Genomic DNA, 24,272 nt, shown 5'->3' with positions numbered 1-24,272 from the left:
GCTATAAGCAGCGATGCTATGTGATAGTGGCTAGCTTAGAAGCCCATGCCACCCATACCACCCATACCGCCCATATCAGGCATTGCTGCAGGTGCAGGATTTTCCTGAGGTAGCTCAGCAACAGCAGCTTCAGAGGTTAGTAGTAAACCGGCCACAGAAGCAGCGTTTTGTAATGCAGAGCGGGTTACTTTAGTTGGGTCAAGTACACCTTGCTCAACTAAGTCACCGTACTGGTCGGTAGAGGCGTTATAGCCGTAGTTACCTTCGCCTTTGATAACCTCGTTCACAACCACACTTTCTTCCTCACCGGCGTTAGCAATGATGGTGCGTAAAGGTGCTTCGATGGCACGTAGAATTAAACGGATACCAGCGTCTTGGTCAGGCGTGTCACCTTTAAGTGCGGCGACAGCGGCTTTGGTGCGGATAAGCGCAACACCACCACCAGGCACAATACCTTCTTCAACCGCTGCGCGAGTTGCGTGTAACGCATCCTCAACACGTGCTTTTTTCTCTTTCATTTCAACTTCAGTGGCAGCACCCACGCGGATAACAGCAACACCACCGGCTAATTTAGCCACACGCTCTTGTAATTTTTCGCGGTCGTAATCAGAAGTAGACTCTTCGATTTGTGCGCGGATTTGCTTAACACGAGCTTGGATGTTAGCGCCATCACCGGCACCGTCAATAATGGTCGTGCTTTCTTTGGCCACTTCGATGCGCTTCGCTTGACCAAGCATCTCAATGGTAGCTGTTTCTAAAGACATACCAGTTTCTTCAGAGATAACGGTACCGCCAGTTAAGATAGCGATATCTTCAAGCATGGCTTTACGACGATCACCAAAGCCAGGTGCCTTCACTGCAGTGGTCTTAAGAATACCGCGGATATTGTTAACTACTAGGGTAGCTAAAGCTTCGCCCTCAACATCCTCAGCAATGATTAATAGCGGACGGCTAGATTTGGCAACTTGCTCTAGGATAGGCAATAAGTCGCGGATATTGCTGATTTTTTTGTCGTAAATTAAAACAAAAGGCTCATCTAGTGCAGCCACTTGCTTTTCAGGCGCCGTGATGAAGTATGGAGAGAGGTAACCGCGGTCAAACTGCATACCCTCAACCACATCTAATTCATTTTCTAAAGACTTACCGTCTTCAACCGTGATCACACCCTCTTTACCCACTTTGTCCATGGCGTTAGCGATGATTTCACCGATAGAAGTATCGCTGTTAGCAGAAATAGAACCAACTTGGGCAATTTCCTTAGAGGTAGTGCAAGGCTTAGAAAGCTGTTTAAGCTCCTGAACCGCAACTGCAACGGCTTTGTCGATACCGCGCTTAAGATCCATTGGGTTGATGCCAGCAGCAACGTACTTAATACCTTCTTGTACGATGGCTTGAGCTAATACAGTCGCAGTGGTAGTACCGTCACCAGCACTGTCAGAGGTTTTAGAAGCAACTTCTTTAACTAATTGAGCACCGATATTTTCGAAACGGTCTTTTAGTTCGATTTCTTTAGCAACAGAAACACCGTCTTTGGTTACGGTAGGGGCACCGAAAGAGCGCTCAAGTACTACGTTACGACCCTTAGGGCCTAAGGTTGTTTTAACAGCATCTGCGAGGATGTTTACGCCGCGAACAATACGTGAACGGGCATCATCACCAAAAAATACTTGCTTTGCAGCCATGTTTAATTTCCTTTTATTGATCGAGCCTGATATCTCAGGATAGATTAAAAATTCTTTATAAAAACTCGCTGAGTCTTAACCCAGCGTCAGAGCATCTGTCGTCGATGATTAGTCAATAATTGCCAAGATATCGGATTCTTGAACGACTAATAAATCTTCACCATCAACTTTCACTGTTTGACCGGTGTACTTGCTGAAAAGTACTTTATCGCCAACTTTGACTTCCATTGGGATAATGGAGCCGTTATCAGCTTTTTTACCAGCACCAACCGCAATTACTTCACCTTGATCAGGCTTTTCAGCGGCAGTTTCAGGGATCACAATACCTGAGGCTGTAGTGCGCTCATTATCTAAACGCTTGATGATTACGCGGTCTTGTAAAGGACGTAATGCCATGTGAAACTCCTTAAAGAATTTAAATAACTAATTATAAAACTCATGAAAACGGGAGAGTTTTAGCACTCTGCCCCAATGAGTGCTAATTATATGGGCGAATTTTGTTCTTTCAAGGCTGGGTTAACCTTTTGTTACAATTTAACCGGGAACGGACGCCTGAGCCTACTAGAGTGCATTAGGGAAGCCGTAGAAGTAATTCCACAGCACTAAGACCGTACTGAGGCTAAAGAATGAGGCAAAGGTCATGACGATCAAATGGCCCGAGGTATGGCTCTCACCGTATTGCATCCCGATAAGTGCATAGAGCGTAGCAGCGGGCGCGGAGGCCAGCAATACGCCTGACATCACGGTGATATGATCGGTGACGCCATAAAGCGTAAAGCCAGCAAAAATAAGCGCTGGGAAAAGCACTAATTTGCCCAGGCAAATTGGAATCGCCGCTTTGATACTGGAGCGGAAACGAATGGCGTTAAGATTGGCACCAATGGCAAAAAGTGCGACAGGCGCTGCCGCAATACTCAGCATCGTAAGTGTTTTTCTGACGGGTTCTACCACGCCCAGACCCAGGAGGGAGAAAATGATCCCACTTAGAATGGCAACAATGGGTGGACTGCTAACGATTTTTTTAAGTGCGGTGAGAAATAATTTAAAGAGGTTTTTCTTTTTACCAGACGATAGTTCGCAGAGCAAAATGGTGGGTAGTACGCCCAACAAATTTTCAAAAAGCAGGTTCATGCTGAGAAAAATAGCGGCTTGTTCTAAGCCGATGACCTGCGCTAATACCGGATAGCCTAAAAAAGCGGTATTACAAAAGATGAGCCCTAAGCCATTGAGCGCAGATTGTACCGCCGTGCGACCCAGTACTTTAAGGCTGATGAGTAGTCCGGCCCAGTATAGGCAGATGGTGATACCACCATAGACAAACACATAGTCAAATAAAAAGGCGCTGCTAATATCTAGGGTAGAAATGGCATTAAACACCAAGGCAGGATAGGCAAAGTTAAGTACAAAACTGCCTAGCCCCTTATTATTTTCCAAGCTTAAAAAGCCTAACTTAACCGCACCGTAACCTACGCCGATCAGTAGAAAAAGCGGCAGGGTAATGTTGAGAATCGTGATCATTGATATAAATCCGGGTTATAACAAAGCAAAAGTATATAGATATCAGTAATAGCTATGCGTTATATAAATGGTAGATATTTTTATTTAGCGGTAATGAGTGACTATGTTAGTATCTTAATTATCGCTTCGCTGATTAAGTCTATCAGAGTTATCGGCGATTCTAATTATTTACGGCTTGATGTGTTATGTTATTTAAGCTGTATTGAATTATCTACCAGACGAAGGAGTGTTTATGTCATTACGTATTAACGATATCGCACCAGATTTTACTGCTGATACCACCGAGGGCGAAATTAAGTTCCACGATTGGATTGGTGACAGCTACGCAATTATTTTCTCTCACCCTAAGGATTTTACCCCGGTATGTACGACTGAATTCGGTGCTGTTGCAAGATTAGCGGCTGAGTTTGAAAAGCGTAACACCAAGGTGATCGGTGTGTCGGTGGATAGTGTTGACGAGCATGTGAAGTGGAAAAATGACATCAGTCACTTTGCCAAGGTGCCTGCTAACTTCCCGATTATTGACGATACCTCACTAAACGTGGCAAAGCTTTACGATATGCTGCCAGCAGAGGCTTATTTGCCTGACGGTCGTACGGCAGCCGATAGTGCCACCGTACGTACGGTATTTATTATTGGTCCTGATAAGAAGATTCGTTTAAGCTTAACCTACCCAATGTCTGTTGGTCGTAACTTTAGCGAAATTTTACGTGCCTTAGACGCTATTCAGGCGACAGATGGTGTGGCCCTTGCTACGCCTGCTGACTGGCAGCCGGGTGAGGATGTGATTGTGGCTTTAAGCCTTGATGATTCACAAGCTGAAGCAAAATTTGGTGAGCTTAATAAGGTCCTGCCTTATCTACGTTTTGCTAAGTGCCCGTCTAAGTAATTGGCGCCACGCAGCTTAAAGCGTCATTGCTTCATTTAATTAAGGCCCGTAGCGTTAAGTCGCTCGGGCCTTAAATTTACTTATGTGCTAGCATCCGCTAGTCTAACAAAAAGGGTCTGCCAGTGACCGGTGTGCTTGGTGAGGCCATATCCTGCTTGGACATGATGCCAGCCTCATAGGCTAGACGGCCAGAGCGCACAGCCAGTTTAAAGGCTTCCGCCATCTTGACGGGATCATGCGCCTTGGCCACGGCTGAATTCAGTAGTACCCCATCAAAGCCCATTTGCATGGCGATGGCGGCATCCGCTGGGGAGCCGATACCGGCATCTACTATCAGCGGGACATCGGGTAAGCGGTTGCGCAAAATGCGTAAGGCATGAGGATTGGTCAAGCCCTGACCCGAGCCGATAGGCGCACCCCATGGCATCAATAGCTTACAACCAACATCCAATAATCGGCGGCAGGTGACTAAATCATCCGTGCAGTAGGGGAAGACCTCAAAGCCGTCCTTAACTAGCTGCTCGGCTGCATCAATTAAGTTAATCGGATCGGGCTGCAGGGTGTAGTCATCACCAATGACTTCGAGCTTAATCCAATGTGTCTCAAAGATTTCACGCGCCATATGGGCAAGGGTAATGGCTTCACGGGCAGTTTTACAGCCAGCGGTATTTGGCAGTAAGTGCTTGCCGCTTTGCTTAAGAATCTGGAAAAAAGGATTATCCACCCCCTCCGTCGTGCTTTGGGTTAGAGGATTTGCACCCGCTGGTAACTGACGCTTAAGTCCAACGGTAATTACATCTGTCTCGGCTGCCTCAATTGCCTGAGCTAAAACAGCAGGCGAGGGGTAGAGTGCGGTACCTAAGAAAAAACGACTGTTGAGGCTGACGCCACCAATGTTAAAAGTAGTTGACATCGTGACTTAGCCCCCAGTGATCGGTGAAAAGGTAAACACTTCATCGTGTGCTTTTAAAATGTAGTCAGTGCGCTGCTGACGCGGCACAAACACCTCATTGACGGCGGTCGCAACTAAGCTGGGGTCGAGCGCTTGCGCCGTCTCACGCTGCCATGCTTCGACCACTTGCGACAAGGTGATGTCGGCTGGGAACTGTCTGTCTTCTCCATTAATCTTTATCGTAATCATGCTTAACTCTACCTTAAAGCGTTGCTAAAACGGGTATCTCCAAAGCCGCATTGAGGGCATCCTCGATCATGGCAGGCGCAATCATCCAACCATGTCTGAAGAGACCATTAATGCGACTTAAACCCTGCTCAGTTTCAATGCGTGGGAAGTTATCCACCAAGGCTGGGCGTAAATTAGTTTCAGTGTGAACTAATCGTGCCTCGGCTAAGCCAGGTAACACACTATGTGCCGCGGCTAGGAGCTCCACGGTGGTTCGTAAAGAAACCGGTGATCGATCCTCGCTTTCAATGGAGCTCGCACCAATCACAAAAATATTGTTTTGCCGCGGTACGATATAGACCTGATAGCGTGGATGCAATAGGCGCAGCGGTCGATGTAACGCCACCTCGGGCGCTTGCACCCAAAAAATTTCACCGCGCACACCACGTATATTTTGACAGGAAAGCTCGGTGGGGTGTGGGTATTTCAAGCGTCTGGCACCAACGCCACGACAATCAAAGACCCAATCAAAATGATGCCGTTTATCACCCACCACTATCTCGCCCGGATGTAAACTATCCACCTGCACGCCCCAATGCCAGCTCACGTCCTTAGCCTCTGCGCATAAGGCACGCATGGCTAGACCCGTGTCAACCTGTCCCTCTTGCGGTAGCAGCCACGCATGCGCCGGACCCTGAATGGCAGGCTCTAAGTCCCTCAGCTCCTTGATCGTGATGGCTCTGGGCGTATCCTCTGGATTAGGCGTCTTACGCTGTAATAAATGAATCATCTGCTCGGCGGCACCCTCATCACCCTGGTGGGCAAGCATCAAACTACCTTTGAGACGTAGATCAATGCGATTGTCCATGCGCTCGGCAAGCGCAGCCCAAATCGCTAAGGAGCGCTGACCTAAGGCATACACATCATCATCACCCGTATCCATTTCTGCTAAGGGGCATAGCATCCCAGCAGCGGTCCAACCGGCAGCGACCCGTGCGTGAGCGTCAGGCGCTGGATCAAAAACCGCTACCTGATAGCCATGTGTCGATAAGGCATAGGCTAGTAAACGTCCGGCTAAGCCGGCTCCGGCAATTCCAATTTGCATAAGACATCCAGTGAAAGCAAAGAATTATTATATCCTACCGCAAGTGCGCTTGCGTTGCTTGAGGCGTGAAGCGAAATGGTACACTACTATGTTTCTAAACGACGATCAAAGATGATTAATGCAGGGTGATTTGCTATCAGCCAAAGAAGTGTTGCGGCATGTATTTGGTTATGATGAATTTCGTAGTGAGCAGGAGGCGATTGTAGCGCATCTAACTCAAGGTGAGGATGCCTTGATTTTAATGCCGACAGGCGCTGGTAAGTCACTTTGCTACCAAATTCCTGCATTGTTGCGACCTGGTGTTGCGGTGGTGGTATCGCCCTTGGTGGCCTTGATGCACGATCAGATTGATGGCTTACGGGCGCTTGGTTTGTCAGCGCTCAGTTTACATGCGGGGATGGACTGGGATGAAATGCGTGCTGCGGAAGCGGCCGTTGCTCGGGGTGAGGTTAAGTTTTTATATGTGGCCCCGGAGCGTTTTGATAATCCACGTTTTTTACGTCTACTCGATAGTTTGCAAATCGCGCTCTTTGCGATTGATGAAGCGCATTGCGTATCGCAATGGGGCCATGATTTTCGACCAGCGTATTTGGACTTGTCGATTTTGCCTGCACGTTGGCCTAGCACACCGAGAGTCGCTTTAACAGCCACCGCCACGGAGTTAACGCGTCAGGAAATTGTTGAGCGCTTGCAATTACAAGGTGCGAAGCAGTTTATTAGCAGTTTTGACCGCCCCAATATTCGTTACGAGCTGGTAGAAAAAACGAAAGAAAGGCAGCAGTTACTCAGCTTTATCAATCAGCGGCATGCCGGTGAATCGGGCATTGTGTACTGCCTATCGCGCCAGAAAAGTGAAGCAGTGGCCGCATTTTTAAAGCAAGCTGGTATCCGAGCCTTACCGTATCATGCGGGTCTGAGCGCTGAAGTGCGTTATGAAAATCAGCGCATCTTCCAACAAGAAGACGGCGTGGTGATGGTGTCAACCATTGCCTTTGGTATGGGGATTAATAAGCCGGATGTGCGTTTTGTTGCGCATATCGACATGCCCCGCTCGATTGAGGCCTATTATCAAGAAACCGGGCGCGCTGGGCGTGATGGCTTGCCAGCCACGGCTTGGTTAGCCTACGGCTTACAAGACGTGATGCAGCAACGTAAATTAATTGAGTCTTCTCAAGGGGATGCGGCGTTTAAGCAGCGATCTATGGATGCCTTAAATGCTATGTTGGCTTTTTGTGAGGCCACGTCTTGTCGGCGTCAGCGTTTATTAGCCTATTTTGGTGAGACGGCTGCAGCTTGCGGTAATTGTGATATTTGTTTAGAGCCACCGGTCTTGTGGGATGCGACGGTTGCTGCTCAAAAGTTGTTATCAACCATTTACCGATTGCAGCATGAGTATGGGGAGTATAGCGGGGCGAAGCATTTGGTGGATATTCTGCATGGTAAAAAGACCGCTCGTGTGATGCAGCAAGGGCATGATGCCCTAACTGTCTTTGGCATTGGCCGTGAATTGGATGAGGCTCAATGGCGTGGGCTGATTCGTCAGTTGCTAGCTGCAGCCTATTTGGATATGCACTCTGAAGGCTTTAGAAATACCTATAGCTTAACTAAAAAAAGTGAGGATTTATTGTTTGCCAAGAAGAAGATTTGGCTAAGAAAAATCCCGCCACTCAGTAAAGCATATTCCAATAATCAAATGCCGGTTCAGAATAGACCGCTATTTGATTTAGGGCCGGCTGAGACAAGGCTATTTGAGGCATTAAAAACATGGCGCTTACAAGAAGCGAAAAGTAATGGGGTGCCGGCCTACGTTATCTTTAAAGACATTACACTCTATCAGATCGTGATGAAGCAGCCTCAAACGCAAGCCGATTTAGCCCAAATTGAAGGTATTGGTGATAAGAAAATCAGTCAGTACGGTGAGGCAATTTTAGCCCTCTTAAAATAGGCTTGGTGCCTCATCATCCGCTGCGCCGAGGGTGCTTGGTGCTTTTAAGCCCAGGTGCTGCCAGGCAATGGCGGTAGCAATACGACCACGAGTGGTGCGTTGTAAATAGCCATTTTGAATTAAATAGGGCTCAATCACATCCTCAATGGTATCGCGCTCTTCGCCAATGGCTGCGGCCAGGTTATCCACCCCGACCGGGCCGCCGTTAAACTTATGAATGATGGTTTCTAGGAGCTTTCTATCCATCAGATCCAGACCCTCGGGATCCACTTCTAACATAGCTAAGCCGGCGCTGGCGGTGGCTGCATCAATGAGACCGTTATTGCGAATATCCGCATAATCACGGATACGTCTTAAGAGACGATTGGCAATACGTGGTGTGCCCCGCGCCCGCTTGGCAATTTCCAAACTTCCTTCAGGTGCGATGGCGGCATTGAGTAAATGGGCACTGCGCGTGATAATCTGCTGTAGCTCCTGGCTGGTATAAAACTCCAAACGTTGTGTAATACCGAAACGATCGCGTAGCGGATTGGTCAGCATACCGGCTCGTGTGGTGGCGCCGACCAGGGTAAAGGGCTGCAGATCGATTTTGACACTGCGTGCCGCTGGACCTTCACCGATTAAAATATCAATCTGAAAGTCCTCCATCGCCGGGTAGAGAATCTCCTCAACCACTGGCGAAAGACGATGAATTTCATCAATAAACAGCACATCGTTTTTATTGAGATTGGTCAGCAGGGCGGCAAGGTCGCCAGCACGCTCCAGCACCGGCCCTGAGGTCTGATGCATTTGCGAGCCCATCTCATGCGCAATAATATGGGCTAAGGTGGTTTTTCCCAAGCCGGGCGGGCCAAATAGTAGCACGTGATCAAGTGACTCACCGCGTCGCTTAGTGGCTTCAATAAAGATTTCCAACTGTTCACGGGCACGTGTCTGACCAGTGTAATCGGCTAGGCGCTTAGGCCGTAGGGCACGCTCCACCGATTCCTCCGCACCGGAGGCGGCATGGCCTGAGACTAGACGTGTATCAGCCTCTGTTTGCGTGCTTAAATTATCGGAAAATATCGCCATAATCACCCTATCGATCAATTACTTGGACAAAAGCTTTAGCGCTTGTCGGATACCTTCGGCAACTTCAATCTCAGGCGCTAGTGCTTGCAACACCTTGTGTAATTCGCGCTCGGAGTAACCCAGTGCCATCAGGGCATTGGCAATGTCCTGCCGTTGTTGTGCTGGGCTATTAGTCGCTGTGGCTGAAGGTAATGCACCTAATTTACCACGTAATTCCAAGACCATGCGCTCAGCGGTTTTTTTACCGATACCCGGTATTTTACAGAGTAAAGACAGATCATCCTCAGCCACTGCAATCGCTAATTGCTCAGCACTGATCCCAGATAAAATCGCTAAGCCCGTGCGTGGACCAATACCGCTAATTTTAATTAGGGTTCTAAAGGTTTGACGCTCGGCGTCCTGCAAAAAGCCATACAGTTGTTGCGCATCTTCTCGCACCACAAAATGGGTGTAAAGTTCAATCTCTTCGCCTAGCGCCGGTAAATCGTACAGATTATTCATTGGCACAAAGACATCGTAGCCAATGCCATTGACATCAACGCAAATCAGGGGAGGGGATTTTTCAATCACTTTGCCGCGTAAACGACCAATCATATCGTACTCCGAGTCTCGAACTAGCCTATTAAACGACCGTGACGAATACGGTGTTTAACGGTTAACGAGCTTTTTTTATGTGCTTGTAATGTGTGCGAGAGTGCGCCCGCATGGGCGTGGCAAATGGCACAAGCCAAGGCATCGGCGGGGTCGGGGGCAGGTTGTGCCGATAGTTTTAGAATATACTGCACCATGGCTTGAACTTGCTCCTTGTGAGCATGACCACGACCGACCACGGCCTTTTTAATTTGTAATGCGGTGTACTCGGACACGGCTAAGCCCTTTTGCGCTAGGCTCAGCATGGCTGCACCGCGGGCGTGTCCGAGTAAGAGGGTGGATTGAGGATTGGTGTTGAGAAAGACCTTTTCAATAACCGCCACATCGGGCTGGTAAGTGTCAATCACCTCAACTAAGTGGTCGCCAATAGCCCGTAGTCTTTCGTAAAGTGCAGCTTCGGTGGGCACCACAATGGTGCCGCTCGCCACATAACTGAGCTTAGCATCCTGGTAGTCAATAATGCCAAAGCCGGTTTTACGAAGTCCCGGGTCAACGCCCAAAATTCTCATTGAGTTTTAACCATCCTCTGCCCTGCTGCTTAGTGGCGGAAGTGACGCATTTTGGTAAAGACCATGGCAATCCCATGCTCATCTGCGGCTGCGATGACTTCATCATCACGAATACTACCGCCCGGCTGAATCACGCAATTGGCACCGGCCTCAACCACCACATCCAAACCGTCACGGAAGGGGAAGAAAGCATCCGACGCAACCGCCGTGTCCTTTAAGCTTAAACCATTAGCGTCTGCTTTAATCGCTGCAATACGTGATGAGTCTAAGCGGCTCATTTGACCGGCACCTACGCCCATGGTCATACCATCAGCGCAGAAGACAATGGCATTCGACTTCACAAAATGAGCTACCTGCCACGCAAATAACAGATCCTTCATCTGCTTCTCAGTCGGTTGTTTTTTGGTGACCACTTCAATTTGGGTTGGATCTAGAGGGGTTAAATCCGGATCTTGAATTAACCAACCACCGCCCACACGTTTTGCATCAAAGGCGTTGCGACCGTCGCCGGCAGGGATTTCCAAGACGCGCACATTTTTCTTATTCGCTAAAAATGCTAAGGCATCCTTGCTATATGCGGGCGCTAATAAAACCTCCAAGAATTGCTCACTCACCGCTTGGGCCGTCGCTAAATCAACCTCACGGTTAAAGGCGATAATGCCGCCAAAGGCAGAAGTCGGGTCGGTTTTAAAGGCTTTTTGATAGGCTTGTAAAGGACCCTCGGCCATTGCCACACCACAAGGGTTAGCGTGCTTAACAATCACACAAGCGGGTACTTTAAAGGAGCGTACACATTCCCAAGCAGCGTCGGCATCGGCGATATTATTATAAGAAAGCTCTTTACCCTGATGCTGCTTGTACGTACTCAGTAGTCCGGCGGCGCGGGTATTCGTGTCGATGTAGAAAGCAGCGCTTTGATGTGGATTCTCACCGTAGCGCATGGCTTGTTGCTGCTTCATTTGCACCGTGATAATACCCGGCCATGTGCTTTGCGCTGGGGTCTCATGTTGTGCCGGTTCAGCCGCTTCTAAGCTGCTAAGGTAGGCTGCGATGGCGCCGTCATAGGCAGCGGTATGGGCATAAACCTTGGTCGCTAAGCGTAAGCGTAAAGCATAGGAAGTCTCGCCCTTTTGGTCTAATTCCTCCAACACCTCAGCATAGTCACTAGGATCGATAATCACTGTGACGCCGCCTTTTTCTGTGCCGTGGTTCTTCGCTGCCGCACGTAGCATGGCGGGGCCACCGATATCAATATTTTCCACCGCATCAGCAAAGGTGCAGTCAGCTTTGGCAATGGTCTGCTGGAAAGGATATAAATTTACCACCAAGAGATCGATGGTATCAATCCCATGCTCGGCAATGGTACGTAGATGATTTTCATCATCACGACGTGCCAATAAACCGCCGTGAACCTTAGGGTGTAAAGTCTTGACGCGACCGTCCAAAATCTCGGGCGAGTTGGTGTACTCGGCCACTTCAGTCACGCGTAGTCCCTCGTCCTTGAGGAGCTTGGCGGTACCGCCAGTGGATAAAAGCTTTACGCCCCGTGCCGCTAACGCTTTGGCGAAATCAACAATACCTGTTTTGTCGGATACCGAAAGAAGTGCAGTGATTTGTTTCATAGTCGTTTAATTAATAATGTCGTAGGTAAGAAGTTTTTTGCGTAAGGTGTTGCGCGTAATGCCTAACATCTCCGCTGCTTTGGATTGGTTAAACTGGCTTTTTTCCATCACCATTTCGAGCGTGGCTTTTTCAACGCACTGCATGACCATATTCCAGATCTGACTGGCTTCCGCCTCGTCTCCTAAGGTGTTGAAATAAGCCTCCAAATGAGCGCGCACGCAATCATGCAATGGTGGGGTCTGGGTCTGCTTATTCATGATGAAAAATCTATTGTTATTAGCTGATTATTTGTTATGACCATTGGAGTGATCGAGGCTTAAGCACTTAGTTCAAGCTCAGCTTGTTGCTCAAACCAATCAGCCAACACCTGGCTCTGCTGTTGACAAGACTCGATCGTATTTAAATGGCGACGTAGGGTGTCACTGCCGGAGAAACGACTTAAATACCAGCCGATATGCTTACGTGCAGTGCGCACACCGGTATGTGCACCGTAAAAATGATAATGCTCCTCAAGATGCGCTAAGAGCACCTCCTTCATCTCCTTGAGCGTAGGGGGCGGTAGCAAGTTGCCGCTACTTAAGTAATGGGCAATTTCTCTGAAGATCCATGGGTTGCCTTGGGCTGCGCGGCCAATCATAATGGCATCCGCTCCCGTATAGTCTAGCACTTGCTTAGCCTTTTGAGGGCTATCAATATCACCATTAGCTATTATAGGTATTTTGACAATTTTTTTCACTGCAGCGATGGTTTTATACTCTGCTTGACCTTGGTAAAAGTCACAGCGTGTGCGACCATGAATGGTTAATGCGCTGATGCCGATGCTTTCGGCGAGTTTGGCAATTGTCGGTGCATTAATGCTTTGAGCATCCCAACCGGTGCGGATCTTAAGTGTCACCGGTACCTCATAAGGTTGACAGGCACTCAGCACGGCCTCAAGTATGCGTGCTACCAGTGCCTCGTCACGTAATAGGGCAGAGCCGGTGGCAACCTTACAGACCTTTTTAGCAGGGCAGCCCATATTGATATCAATGATTTTGGCGCCTTTTTCAATATTAAAAACGGCGGCTTGTGCCATCATCTCAGGATCAGCACCGAGGATTTGTACTGCAATGGGATCGACCTCGCCACGGTGATCTAAGCGTCTGGCTGTTTTAATGGTATTCCACAACTCGGGATTGCTCGCGGCCATTTCTGACACAGCATGACCAGCCCCTAGGCGTTTACAAAGACGCCTAAAAGGTCTGTCGGTTACACCTGCCATCGGTGCAACAAAGACATTATTGGGGAGTTGCCAAGGACCAATCTGCATAACTGCTTAATAATATTACGGAAATTAGTATTGTGTTGTAAAATCGATGGAGCATTATAACGCTCATTCACATCACAAAGATGGTAGTAAACGCTTTTTCTTCTTAATATGAACTTAACACTCGCTCACTGGCTAAGGCCGTGGGAATTTTCTCCGACCTTAATTATTTGTTTTTTGCTTTCGGCTTATTTGTTTTTTATAGGAAGCCGCAGGAAGCCCATCAATGCATCTCGCCAGATTTTATTTTGGTCGGGATGGGTGTTATTGTATCTTTCGATGCATACTCATGTGGATTACTATGCTGAGCGCGTGTTTTTTATTCACCGTGCGCAGCATTTGGTATTACACCACTTGGCGCCGCTGATGATTATGCTGTCTTATCCAGGTCAAGTTATGCGCGCTGGCATGACGCGTGGTATGCGTCAACAGCTTCAGCGTTTTAATCAAACCGCCTTTGGTCAGGCGTTGATCTATTGGCTCACCCATAAACTCTTTATCCCTTCTTTGTTTGTCTTTTTAGTGATTATTTGGCTGTTCCCGACCATTCAGTTTTACTCGATGTTAAATGTCAATATCTATCGTTTTATGAACTGGTCGGTGGTAGTGAGTGGTCTTCTATATTGGAATTTGATTGTGGATAGACGGCCGTACCATCCACCAGTCATTACGGCTAAAAGCAGTTTGGGTAGGTGGTGGCAAAAACGTACCTTGCCTGGTAGTCCTGCGGTGATGTCACCGTTGGAGCGTGTGCTATCACCTGTTTTTACCATGGCGCCGCAAATTGTGGCAGGTGCTTATATTGCTTTTACCTCGACCGATTTATATCCCTTGTTTGAAATTTGTGGTCGTGCTATTCCGATCTCAGCAGTACAGGATCAGGGCTGGGGTGGTTTGATTATGTGGGTGCCAGCGGGGGCGGTTGAAACCTTTGGTATTTTAGTGGCGGCTATGACGTGGTGGCGTTTGCATGCTCAGGGTCGGATTTATCATGGAAATAGACCGACGAATTATGTGGCGAGACAGGTTAAGACGGCTTGAATATAAGTGAACTGAACATATAAAGCACGTGCTCATTTTGCAGTAAGCAATAATAAGATTAAAAAGAGAATATTGGTTTAGGCTGCATGTTGGCAATAAAATGAGAGATGGCATTTAAACCTTGGTATAGCTTAGTTATTGATTTGCATAAGTAAAAGATGCGCCATTAATGCGTGTTTAAACCAATGTTATTGACTCATACTTTAGGGTTAGAGCGAGAGCAAGGCTTGAGTTTGCCATTTTTAATAGTTAAGTTGGTTTTCGCAGCTATCATTTGCCATTTAATAAGTTTTACATATTACTTGTCTATGATGTTTGCTTAATTTAAGCCCGTTAAGTGAATAAGGAAAATCCGTTGGTTGTCGTTAGTTCTCTGTTCTTACGTGGGTCGATAGTCGCTGGGCTGTCGGCTTTTTTTATGTCGAACGCTTTGGCGCAATCTGGTTCTGTTGTGTCCTCCCCAAATGAGGCTCAATTTGAAGAGCAACGTCAGCAACAACGCGAGGCGTTGCAGCAGGCAACACGTCAATCCCAAGACGATGTGCGTTTAGTCGGTCCTGAGTTAGAGGAGCCGTCTTTCCGTACCTTGGCAGCGATCGGTGAGGAATCGCCATGCTTTCCGATCAAGAACTTAAGTTTGGAGGGCCAAGAGGCCAGTCGTTTTCAATTTGCTTTAGAGGCTGCAATAACTCGCGCAGGGTTTAAAGAGGGGCAATGTGTTGGCGTTCAAGGTATTGAGCTCTTAAGTGTCTATGCGCAAAATGCCTTAATTGATCGTGGCTATACCACAAGTCGTGTGGTGCTTGAAGCGCAAGACTTAAGTCAGGGGCATCTAAGACTAACACTTATCCCAGGTTATGTGGGGGAGGTTATTCTTAGTCCTGACGGTGCGCAAGGGTTTGGACATGCTCGTATGCGATGGCTGCAAAATGAGATGCCAGTCCGACGCGGCGAGGTGTTTAATTTACGCGATATTGAGCAAGGCCTAGAAAATTATCGACGTCTACCTACAGCGCAAACATCCATACGGATCGAAGCGGCAGACAGGGCGCAGTACAGTGATGTGCATGTGGATTGGCAGCAGCGTCATGTGCCATTTCGACTCAGTATGGGCTTTGATAATTCGGGTAGTCGACAGACTGGACGTTATATAGGCACCACCACTTTCTCAGGCGATGGTCTCTTGGGTTTAAGTGATTTGTTTTATGTGTCATATAACCGTAGCCTAGGTGATAGGTTGAGCCTTCGTGATGACGATGGTCATCGAACTAAAGGGCGAACTGACAGTTACTCTTTGCATTACTCGATACCTTGGGGTTATTGGCAGTTTTTTTATAATCAAAGTTACTATCGATACCATCAGGCGGTGGCTGGCGCTTATGAGCATTATGACTATAACGGACGCAGTTTAAATCGTGAATTAGGTGTGAGTCGCACCTTATACCGAGATCAACGACGTAAAACGCAAGCTAGTTTTAAGTTATGGCAACGTCGTTCAAATAATTACATTGCGGATGCCGAAATTGATGTGCAACGCAAAAAAATGGGCGGGTGGCAAGCATCGGTTTCTCATAAGGAATTCATAGGAGCCAATACCTTAGGGCTTGATTTGTCCTACCGTCGAGGCACGGGCATATTCAATAGTGAGCAGCCTGCTGAGCACTTGTTTGGTGAAGGCACCTCACGCATGCGTGTGCTAACCGCCGACGTGAATTGGTCTATGCCATTCACTTTGGGTCAAGAAAGTTTAGTCTGGGATAGTCGTGTCCATGCGCAGTGGCATAAGAGCCCACTCGTTACTCAAGATCAATTGGCGATCGGGGGGCGTTATAGCGTACGCGGCTTTGATGGAGAGCTGTATTTGATGGCTGAGCGCGGTTGGTATTGGCGTAATGACGTGGCTTGGCAATATCGACCCAATCATCAAGTCTATGTGGGCGCCGACGTGGGTCGAGTAAGTGGCCCATCATCATCTTACTTACTAGGACAAACCTTGGCAGGGGCAGTGATTGGTTTACGTGGGCAGCTGACTTTTGGCTCATCACCTCATAGCAACCCGCAAGGGTACTACGACTTCTTTGTCGGTACACCGATTAAAAAACCGTCAGGCTTTAAAACGAAGCGTGTAGTGATTGGATTTAGCTTAAATTTTTCTTATTAGACAGTGTATTAATCTCACTTAATAGAATGGCGCGGTTTGAATTGACGGCGTAACAAGATACATATGAATCAGTCTTTTTATCACATTATTTTTAATAAAACACGTGGTCAATTAATGGTGGTGAGCGATATTGCCAGCCGCAACGGTAAGGCATCAAGAGAACAAGGTTCGAAGCCAACGTTACCCATTTGTACGTATGTTCCGGTTAGAGCACTGACATTTAGTGTCTTATTGGCCCTAAGTGCTGTCTCAATGAGTCACGAGGCGCTAGCCCAGATTCGTGCGGATAAGTCAGCGGCAAAGCATCAGCAAGCGACAATTTTGCAAACAGCAAATGGTCTGCCACAAGTCAATATTCAGACCCCCACGAAGGCCGGGGTGTCGGTTAACCAGTACAGTCAGTTTGATATTGCGCGCCAAGGGGTTATTTTAAATAATAGTCGCCAAGCGGTATCAACCCAGTTGGCCGGTTGGGTTCAGGGTAACCCACATTTGGCGCGTGGTGAAGCCAAGGTGATTGTGAATCAGGTCAATAGTCGAGAGCCGAGCCACTTACATGGGTTTACCGAGGTGGCGGGTCGTCGCGCCGAGGTGGTGATTGCTAACCCAGCAGGCATTGCAGTCAATGGCGCAGGCTTTATTAACGCACAGGGCGTCACCCTAGCCACAGGCCAAGTGCAATTAAACGCACAAGGCCAATTGACTGGGATGTCAGTTACTCAGGGCACGGTACAGATTGGCGCTGATGGGCTTAATAGCAAGGACGCCAATTATACGCAACTCATTGCCAAGACCGCTGATATACAAGGTGGTATTTGGGCTAATGACCTAAGTGTCTCAACGGGTACACAAACGGTAAGCTTTAGTGGGTCTGATCTTAATCAGTCGGTAACCTTAGCACATCAAGTAAACAGCGCCCAGCAATCACTCAATACCAATGAGGCAAACCAGCAAGCGCGCTCCGCCGACAAGGCGAGCATTGCAATTGATGTTGGCCATTTAGGCGGCATGTATGCTAATTCAATTGTATTAGTGAGTAATGACAAGGGGGTCGGGGTTAATAACTCAGGGCAGTTATTTGCTGGTCAAGGGAAATTGCAATTAAGTGCGGATGGGCAATTAACAAATCGCGGGGAGATGGTTGCCACTGCTGGATCAGAGGGTCACCCATCTGCCGCGTTACAAGTTGCGAGCCAAACGATTGAAAACCATGGCACGATGGCGGCACAGGCTGTTAATTTAAAAGCGGGCCGTATTAAAAATAACAGTGGTTTAATCACAGCGCGTCATGAGCTAAGACTGCACACTGAGCAATTGACAAATACTGATAACGCCAAGGTGGTTGCTGCGCGTTTGGATATTCAAGCCCAAGAGCTATTTAATCGACAATCGTCCATCGAGCAAAGTGGCACACAAGGTCTGACGATTTCCTCTGGGCAATTGAATCAACGCGGTGAGTTAGGCACGACAAGACAGCTTGCTGACGAGCAAACGCTTTCTCATGGCGCTGTTTCTGACACCGGCTCAACTGTTGCCGTTACACCCTCAAGTGACACTAAGACAGCGGGCACATCTCAGTTTGAACAAAAGAAACTACCAAGTTTAGCCAGCGGTGTGATCGAAATTAAAGGCATGCTGAGCAATGAAAGTGGGCAGCTTTTAGCGAATGGGGATATCCATCTGGCGGTGAATCAGGACTTTAGTAATCACGGCGACATTCGGGTCGCCTCGCTTCAGACATCTGGAACGCATTGGCAGAACCGCGGCAAGATTGAGGTTGAAAATTTAAAATTAACAAGTCGTCAAATTGATAACAGTCAAGGGCGTCTCTACTCCCCTAATACAATCACACTTGCTGCTCAGAAACTTGATAATCGTCAAGGGAGTATCAGCACGTCGTCTGATTTACGTATTTCAACGACGGGCGATGTGGATAATAGTGAGGGTCAGTTACTCGCAGAACAAGCGATGCACGTGACAGCGCAACGTTTACATTCCAATCAAGGGATAATCTCAGCGGCAGGCGCAGGAGGGTTGACTGTCGACATTGAAACAGAACTGGATAATACCAGTGGACTACTTGGTTCCCAAGGGGATTTGGTGGTCAAGGCGCTTGGCGGTTTGCAGCATCAGGCTGGACGGTTAGTGGCTGATGGGGCGGCTACTATTGAGGCGGGTTCTTTAGCGGCTCAAGAGGGCTTGTTTTTAACGCAGGGCAGTTTGAATTTGCAGGTGGCACAAACGGTGCAGGCGGATGGTGCGCAGTTACTGAGTCATCAGGACATGCGCTTGCAGGCTGGGCAGTTGACAGCGAGCAATGCCACGCTCAGTGCTAAAGGCGATGCGCTGGTAACGCTTGACGGTGCGCTGGAGACGAAACAAGGTGTATGGTCAGCAGGGCAGGCACTGACCGTTCGGACGACGACGGGACAGACGCAAGGCACGCTTTTTTCAGCAGAAGACCGTCTAGTGATGGACGCAACGGAGATGCATCATCAAGAGTCTCAGCTGCTTGGCAAGTCGGTGCGTGTGACGGCTGATCATGCGCTTAATTTACACGACACGGTGGTGTCAGGACAGGATACGGTTGATTTGCTGTCGGACGGCAGTCTGAGCTTAGAAACGAGCCAGCTCCAAGCGGGGGAGCAGTTGAGGCATCATGCTGAGACACAGTTACGCCTCCATGGGCTTCAAGCGCAGGCTAAGAACGTGGAATTCCATGCCGGGGAGCGTTTAGAGGCGACGCATAGCGAATGGCTAGTCGATGAGAGCTTGACGTTGAAGGCGAAAGCGATTGACGTAACCGAGACGAGTTCTGTGGCAGGCACCATCCGTGTGAGCGCAAATCAAGCTTTTAATCATCGAGACAGTGTGATGGTGGGGGAGCAATCGGTCCAGATCCAAGCGCAGACGGTGAACAATCAAGCAAGTCATGTGGTGGCGGCTGAGGATTTGACGGTGACAGCGCGAGAGGCCATTCGAAACCAAGAGGGCACGCTGTTAGCGGAGGAACAGCTGCAGTTGAGCTCCGCATTGGTGGATAATCAAGGGGGTACCTTATCTGCTCAAAATGGTCTTAGCGTGCAGGGAGCTCAAAGGCTTCACAATCAATCGGGACTGATTGTCGCCGATGAGCACGTTCATTTGCAGGCGACCACGGTAAATAATCAGGGTGGTCAGGTGTCAGCAGGAGCCGATTTGCGACTGAGGGATAATGCTCAACTCAATAATCAACACGGCGTATTGGTTGCCAAACAGACGATTGATGTGGTAACGGCTCATGTAGACAATCAGCAGGGCCAGATTCACGCCAAGCGTGATGTACGGATTCAAGCCAGTCGCCACTTGAAGAATGAGGGCGGAGAAATCTTGGCTGCCAACACAGTGACAATTCGTGACCCCGCACACACCCCAACACAACGTCGTTTAGTGATCGCGCAAGATGCGACTGGCATCATTCAAGGGACTGTGGGAACGACCTTGGTTGCGCGTGATCTACAAAGTAAGGCGCGATTGGAGACGCCGGGCGACTTGCGTTTGGATGTGGTAGAGAGTTTGACGAACACGGGTGGCCTACAAGCGGGTGGTGATTTATCGTTGACTACGCTAGGGCAATTTACGAATCGCGACACGGTGTATAGCGCACAGACCTTAACGGCTCAAGCAGCGCGCATTGATAATACGGCGAGTGGCGAGCTGCTGGGTGAGACGGCGGTTAGCGTGATTGCCAATGACGGGGATGTGGTCAATCGCGGCTTAATAAATAGCCACGGTCTGACGAGAGTGACGGCCACTGGCATTATCGATAATATTGGTAGCGGTCGCCTCTATGGTGATATGGTGGCACTACAAGCAACGACCTTAGTTAACCGCGAAGAAAAACAAACTGATGGCACCACGAAGGCGGCGGTGATTGCCGGTCGTGAGCGGGTGGATATCGGTGTGCAAACGCTTCAAAACCAAGCAGAGGGGTTGATATTTAGTGGGGGTGAGTTAGCGATTGGTCGCCGTTTAAATGATCAACAGCAGGCAGAAGGTCAAGCTCGCCTTCTCCTCAATCGTGGCGCCACGATTGAGTCGGTGGGGGACATGCAGCTGAATGCGCAGACGATTGCAAATGAAAATCCTCAATTTGCATTGGAAAGAGTCGAAGTGGCTACGCCTGAACGCATGGACTTTATCGTGCACGATTCAAATAGCTATGACACACGTGTGAATAAGAAGGATTTGAAAGAGCGTAAATGGAGTCGTCGTGCGTCGGAATTTGTCAGCAAGGGCCCAGAAGATTATGCGCAGTTGATACCCGGTGAGACGCCGTTGTGGTCGATAAAAAATACGTGCATGCCACGCTTTGGGGCGACTTGCTTTTTATCGACACAACTCACTAATTTTGATAAATATGGGCCCGATAACCCAGCGTGGACTTATTTCGGTATTACCCCAGGTATTGTGCCTGAACCGGTCGCACCACAGGTGCCCTCTGCACCAACCGTTGCTGAACCGACAAGTTGCGCTTTTATTTTTGATACTGATGATCGCAGAACGTGTCGTAGTGCGCAGCAGACTTGGAATGCTTACCGAGAAGCGCTGTCTACCCATGAGCACAAGCAGGCCGAGTATGAGCAGGCCTATCAGGCATGGATGGCCACTGATGGTCAACGTTGGCATGCCTTAAATGACGCACTTAATTCCTATAATCAGCAGTACCAACATCAATTTAGGCATCGCTATACGGAATACTGGATTACGCGAAGGGTGTTTGAGGACCAGATTGTGACATCGCGGCCTGGGGATTTGATTGCAGGCGGTAATTTAACGATTAATGCCGATCGTCTGAGCAATGATAAAAGCCGCATTGTGGCCGGTCAGGCTTTAAAGGTCAATGCGCGTGAGATTGAGCAAATTGATGCAAAAGGGCTGCGGACGATAGAGGATAAAGGTAACAGTCGTTATGCTTGGGAACGCTGGCGTGGAGGCTTCAGACGTTATCATCAACGGGAGTATGGCCCAATAGTACCTTTTGAAGCCATCGAAGTACAAACCATTGATCTTCCCGTTTCTGTCTATCAGGCATTTACTCGGGTTGATACGCAGAAAGAGACCCCTACTCCTTTAGCAAGGCAAGCTGAGGTGGTAACGAGAGCGCAACAATCGACTGTTGTTGCGGGTAATGCGGAGGCTATTGGTGCACCTTCCTTGGAGCGCCTGCCAGCGCCTGATGCGAATCAAGCGCCTTGGGAGGATCGATTGAGTTTCCAAGGTGAGCTCGGTGAAGTTCAAACCATCGGTGGCACGCTTAGCGAGATGCTACGAGTACATTTGCCAAACTCGAGTCTTTATCGCGTGAATGCTCAACATGGCAGTTATTTAGTTGAAACCGATCCCGCCTTTACAAACCATCGCCAATGGCTAAGCAGTGACTACATGTTACAGGCATTGGCGACGGACCCTGCGCGAATGATGAAACGTTTAGGCGACGGTTACTACGAGCAGCGATTGTTAAATGAACAAATTCTGCAATTGACGGGTCAGCGCTTTTTAGACGGTTATGAAAATGACGAAGCGCAGTTTAAAGCATTGATGCAGCAGGGCGTGACCTTTGCCAAGGCGCATCAGTTAACGCCAGGGATTGCGTTAACCGCGGCACAGGTGTCGCGCTTAACCAGTGATATCGTTTGGTTAGAGGCGCAGACAGTAACGTTACCGGATGGGACAAGGCAAGAGGTGCTGGTGCCACGAGTGTATGTGAAACCACGTCAAGGGGATCTAGCTCATAGCGGTGCATTATTGGCAGGCCATCGCGTTGAATTGAGCGTGACCGATGGCTTTGTGAACAGTGGCACGGTGGCTGGTCGAGAGTTGGTCACGATTGAAGCGGGCCGTATGGATCAGGCCTTGGCCCGAGTGCAGGCAAAACGCGTGGGGCTGACGGCGAAGCGGGATATGACCTTAAGTGGTAGTAGCGTTCATGCGACTGAGGTTGCGAGTCTTCGTGCGGGTAGGGACCTCATGCTAGAAAGTGCCACTTATCACACCGAAGCGGAAGTGACTGGTGATCGTGGCACGTATTTTAGTGGGGTGCGTCAAGGCATTGACCGATTAGCCAGTGTGCAGGTAACCAACGACGCAGCGCAGCTATTACTTGACGCGGCTCAGGACCTCACCTTAACGGCGGCGTTAGTGAGCAATACGGGTCAGGACGGGCAGACGCAACTGGTTGCGGGCCGTGATCTTAGCTTGGGGACGGTAACGACGGGGTATCGTCAAGACAGCGTGGCGGATGCACGCAATTACACTAAAGAAGCACGTTGGCAAGAGACGGGGACTGCGATTCAGACCGTTGGAGATATCCATTTGCACGCCGGTGAGCAAGCGACGCTGCGAGCAGCAGAGCTGACGAGCGAGCATGGTCTCTTGCATGTGACAGCCAAGGATAACCTCACGATTGAAGCTGGGCGTGCTGAGTCGCGTCATGATGAGCGCCATGTGACAAAACACCGTCGCTTCTTGGGCAGTAAATCAAAAGAAACACATTGGTTCAGTGAGCGAGATGAGAGCGTGGCGAGTGAGCTTACCGCGGCTCAGGTCGTGCTACAGAGTGGTAAAGACATGCAGATTATGGGTAGCGACCTGATCTCGGATTACGGCACGCAGTTGCACGCTGCGGGTGACATTAGCCTTAGTGCGGCTAAGGAGTATGCGTTTAGTGATTACTATGAGAAAACGAAGAAATCAGGTGTTTTTGGTACTGGTGGTCTCGGCTTTACGATTGGTCGACAATCAACAGAAATCGAGCATGACCGACGTGATGGCACCTTACGTGGTAGCCTTGTCGGGAGTTTAGCTGGTGATACGGTGATTCAGGCAGGCCGTCGTTATAGGCAGGAAGCCAGTACGGTCTCAGCACCCCAAGGTGATGTTCTGATCACTGGCCAAGCTGTCACGATCACTGCGGGTGAGCAACCGTATTCTGAGTACTATCGACGCACGGATAAGCAAAGTGGTCTGACCGTGGCTGCGAGTGTACCGGTGGTGGATGCGGCAAAGAACATTCAGCATGCGATTGAGTCGATTGGCGAGAGTAAAAACCATCGAACTCAAGCCATGGCGGTGGCGAATAGTGCTTGGCGACTCTATGAGGGCGTGGAGCTGTTACAGGGGCAGCCGATTGGTCTTGATGCCGCAAAAAAAGCCAGTGTGTCGGTAACCCTTGGTTCGCAAAAAAGTCACGTATCGCAACAACACAGTGGCCATACGGTGGCGCCTAGTCAGATGCTGGCGGGTAAGACAGCCACCGTGATCGCGCACGGTGCGGGCGAGGACTCTCATCTGCGTGTCATCGGTTCAGATGTGTTGGGTTTAGGGGGTACGCACCTTGTGGCTGAGAACGATATTATCTTGCTGCCGGCCACAGAAACCGAGCGCAGTCGCAGTCAGAACAGCACCTCAGGCTGGAACGTTGGGGTAGCGATGAGCTTAGGCGAAGGCGCACCGACCGTGGGTATCACTGCGGGTGCCAATCGAGGCAAAGGTTACGGCGACGCCGACAGCGTCAGGCACCGCCAGACACAGACTGGTGATAGCACCAGCCTGACGACATTACAGGCAGGGGATACGACCACCTTGCGCGGTGCGCAGGTGTTGGGCGAGA

General features: G+C 49.1%; 17 protein-coding genes. 5 read left to right on the top strand and 12 right to left on the bottom strand.

Going from position 1 to position 24,272, the window contains the following annotated elements:
- Nucleotides 1-35: 35 nt before the first annotated feature.
- The 3 genes from groL to HMPREF3144_RS00075 all read right to left on the bottom strand — a co-directional run bounded on the left by groL (nt 36) and on the right by HMPREF3144_RS00075 (nt 3,200).
- Nucleotides 36-1,682, bottom strand: a complete 1,647-nt coding sequence (gene groL, locus HMPREF3144_RS00085) for a chaperonin GroEL (RefSeq protein ID WP_070475530.1) — start codon at nt 1,680-1,682, stop codon at nt 36-38.
- Between the two features lie 108 nt (nt 1,683-1,790).
- Nucleotides 1,791-2,078 carry a co-chaperone GroES gene (groES, locus tag HMPREF3144_RS00080; RefSeq protein WP_018025825.1) on the bottom strand — a complete coding sequence of 96 codons (288 nt, stop codon included), beginning with the start codon at nt 2,076-2,078 and terminating at the stop codon, nt 1,791-1,793.
- A 165-nt stretch (nt 2,079-2,243) separates the two neighbouring features.
- Complete coding sequence (locus HMPREF3144_RS00075) at nt 2,244-3,200, bottom strand: AEC family transporter (RefSeq protein ID WP_036558061.1); 957 nt, start codon at nt 3,198-3,200, stop codon at nt 2,244-2,246.
- Nucleotides 3,201-3,432: 232 nt separating this feature from the next.
- Here HMPREF3144_RS00075 and HMPREF3144_RS00070 point away from each other — a divergent pair, with 232 nt between their 5' ends.
- The gene (locus tag HMPREF3144_RS00070) at nt 3,433-4,089 is read left to right on the top strand and encodes a peroxiredoxin (RefSeq protein WP_018025823.1); all 657 of its coding nucleotides are present in this window, start codon (nt 3,433-3,435) and stop codon (nt 4,087-4,089) included.
- A gap of 97 nt (nt 4,090-4,186) precedes the next feature.
- Here the strand turns inward: HMPREF3144_RS00070 and HMPREF3144_RS00065 are convergent, their stop codons facing one another.
- Genes HMPREF3144_RS00065 through HMPREF3144_RS00055 form a run of 3 tightly spaced genes read right to left on the bottom strand, consistent with a single transcriptional unit; the run spans nt 4,187 to nt 6,314 of the window.
- Nucleotides 4,187-5,002, bottom strand: coding sequence for a thiazole synthase (locus HMPREF3144_RS00065; protein ID WP_018025822.1), 816 nt, complete (start codon nt 5,000-5,002; stop codon nt 4,187-4,189).
- A 6-nt stretch (nt 5,003-5,008) separates the two neighbouring features.
- Nucleotides 5,009-5,230 carry a sulfur carrier protein ThiS gene (gene thiS, locus HMPREF3144_RS00060; protein WP_048766793.1) on the bottom strand — a complete coding sequence of 74 codons (222 nt, stop codon included), beginning with the start codon at nt 5,228-5,230 and terminating at the stop codon, nt 5,009-5,011.
- A 13-nt stretch (nt 5,231-5,243) separates the two neighbouring features.
- A complete protein-coding gene (locus HMPREF3144_RS00055) occupies nt 5,244-6,314 on the bottom strand; it encodes an FAD-dependent oxidoreductase (protein WP_070475526.1) in 1,071 nt (356 codons plus the stop codon).
- 118 nt (nt 6,315-6,432) lie between these two features.
- On the opposite strand from HMPREF3144_RS00055, the gene recQ reads away from it, so the two are divergent.
- The gene (gene recQ, locus HMPREF3144_RS00050) at nt 6,433-8,259 is read left to right on the top strand and encodes a DNA helicase RecQ (RefSeq protein ID WP_070475523.1); all 1,827 of its coding nucleotides are present in this window, start codon (nt 6,433-6,435) and stop codon (nt 8,257-8,259) included.
- Here the strand turns inward: recQ and ruvB are convergent.
- The 6 genes from ruvB to dusB are packed head-to-tail and all read right to left on the bottom strand — an operon-like array spanning nt 8,251 to nt 13,422.
- Nucleotides 8,251-9,330 (bottom strand): Holliday junction branch migration DNA helicase RuvB, encoded by a 1,080-nt coding sequence (gene ruvB / locus HMPREF3144_RS00045; RefSeq protein ID WP_018025818.1) that lies wholly within the window; start codon nt 9,328-9,330, stop codon nt 8,251-8,253. The genes recQ and ruvB overlap by 9 nt on opposite strands.
- An 18-nt stretch (nt 9,331-9,348) precedes the next feature.
- Nucleotides 9,349-9,924: a Holliday junction branch migration protein RuvA gene (gene ruvA / locus HMPREF3144_RS00040; protein ID WP_036558068.1), complete on the bottom strand. Its 576-nt coding sequence runs from the start codon at nt 9,922-9,924 to the stop codon at nt 9,349-9,351.
- Nucleotides 9,925-9,944: 20 nt separating this feature from the next.
- Entirely contained in the window at nt 9,945-10,490 is a 546-nt protein-coding gene (gene ruvC / locus HMPREF3144_RS00035; RefSeq protein WP_070475520.1) for a crossover junction endodeoxyribonuclease RuvC, read from the bottom strand.
- Between the two features lie 29 nt (nt 10,491-10,519).
- Nucleotides 10,520-12,112 carry a bifunctional phosphoribosylaminoimidazolecarboxamide formyltransferase/IMP cyclohydrolase gene (gene purH, locus HMPREF3144_RS00030; protein ID WP_036558072.1) on the bottom strand — a complete coding sequence of 531 codons (1,593 nt, stop codon included), beginning with the start codon at nt 12,110-12,112 and terminating at the stop codon, nt 10,520-10,522.
- Between the two features lie 6 nt (nt 12,113-12,118).
- Entirely contained in the window at nt 12,119-12,370 is a 252-nt protein-coding gene (locus HMPREF3144_RS00025) for a helix-turn-helix domain-containing protein (RefSeq protein ID WP_018025814.1), read from the bottom strand.
- Between the two features lie 59 nt (nt 12,371-12,429).
- Nucleotides 12,430-13,422, bottom strand: coding sequence for a tRNA dihydrouridine synthase DusB (gene dusB, locus HMPREF3144_RS00020; protein WP_036558076.1), 993 nt, complete (start codon nt 13,420-13,422; stop codon nt 12,430-12,432).
- Nucleotides 13,423-13,530: 108 nt separating this feature from the next.
- Here dusB and HMPREF3144_RS00015 point away from each other — a divergent pair, with 108 nt between their 5' ends.
- From HMPREF3144_RS00015 to HMPREF3144_RS00005, 3 genes are all read left to right on the top strand, one after another.
- Nucleotides 13,531-14,460: a cytochrome c oxidase assembly protein gene (locus HMPREF3144_RS00015; protein WP_026156766.1), complete on the top strand. Its 930-nt coding sequence runs from the start codon at nt 13,531-13,533 to the stop codon at nt 14,458-14,460.
- A gap of 418 nt (nt 14,461-14,878) precedes the next feature.
- Nucleotides 14,879-16,621, top strand: a complete 1,743-nt coding sequence (locus HMPREF3144_RS00010; RefSeq protein WP_018025811.1) for a ShlB/FhaC/HecB family hemolysin secretion/activation protein — start codon at nt 14,879-14,881, stop codon at nt 16,619-16,621.
- Nucleotides 16,622-16,684: 63 nt separating this feature from the next.
- Nucleotides 16,685-24,272, top strand: a 7,588-nt coding sequence (locus tag HMPREF3144_RS00005; RefSeq protein WP_141742698.1) for a two-partner secretion domain-containing protein, incomplete at its 3' end; no start/stop codon positions are given.

The sequence above is a fragment of the Oligella sp. HMSC05A10 genome (assembly GCF_001808335.1).
Classification (GTDB): Bacteria; Pseudomonadota; Gammaproteobacteria; order Burkholderiales; family Burkholderiaceae_B; genus Oligella; species Oligella urethralis.
The sequence above is the reverse complement of the archived record's forward strand: the minus strand, read 5'-3'. Positions and strand labels throughout refer to the sequence as shown.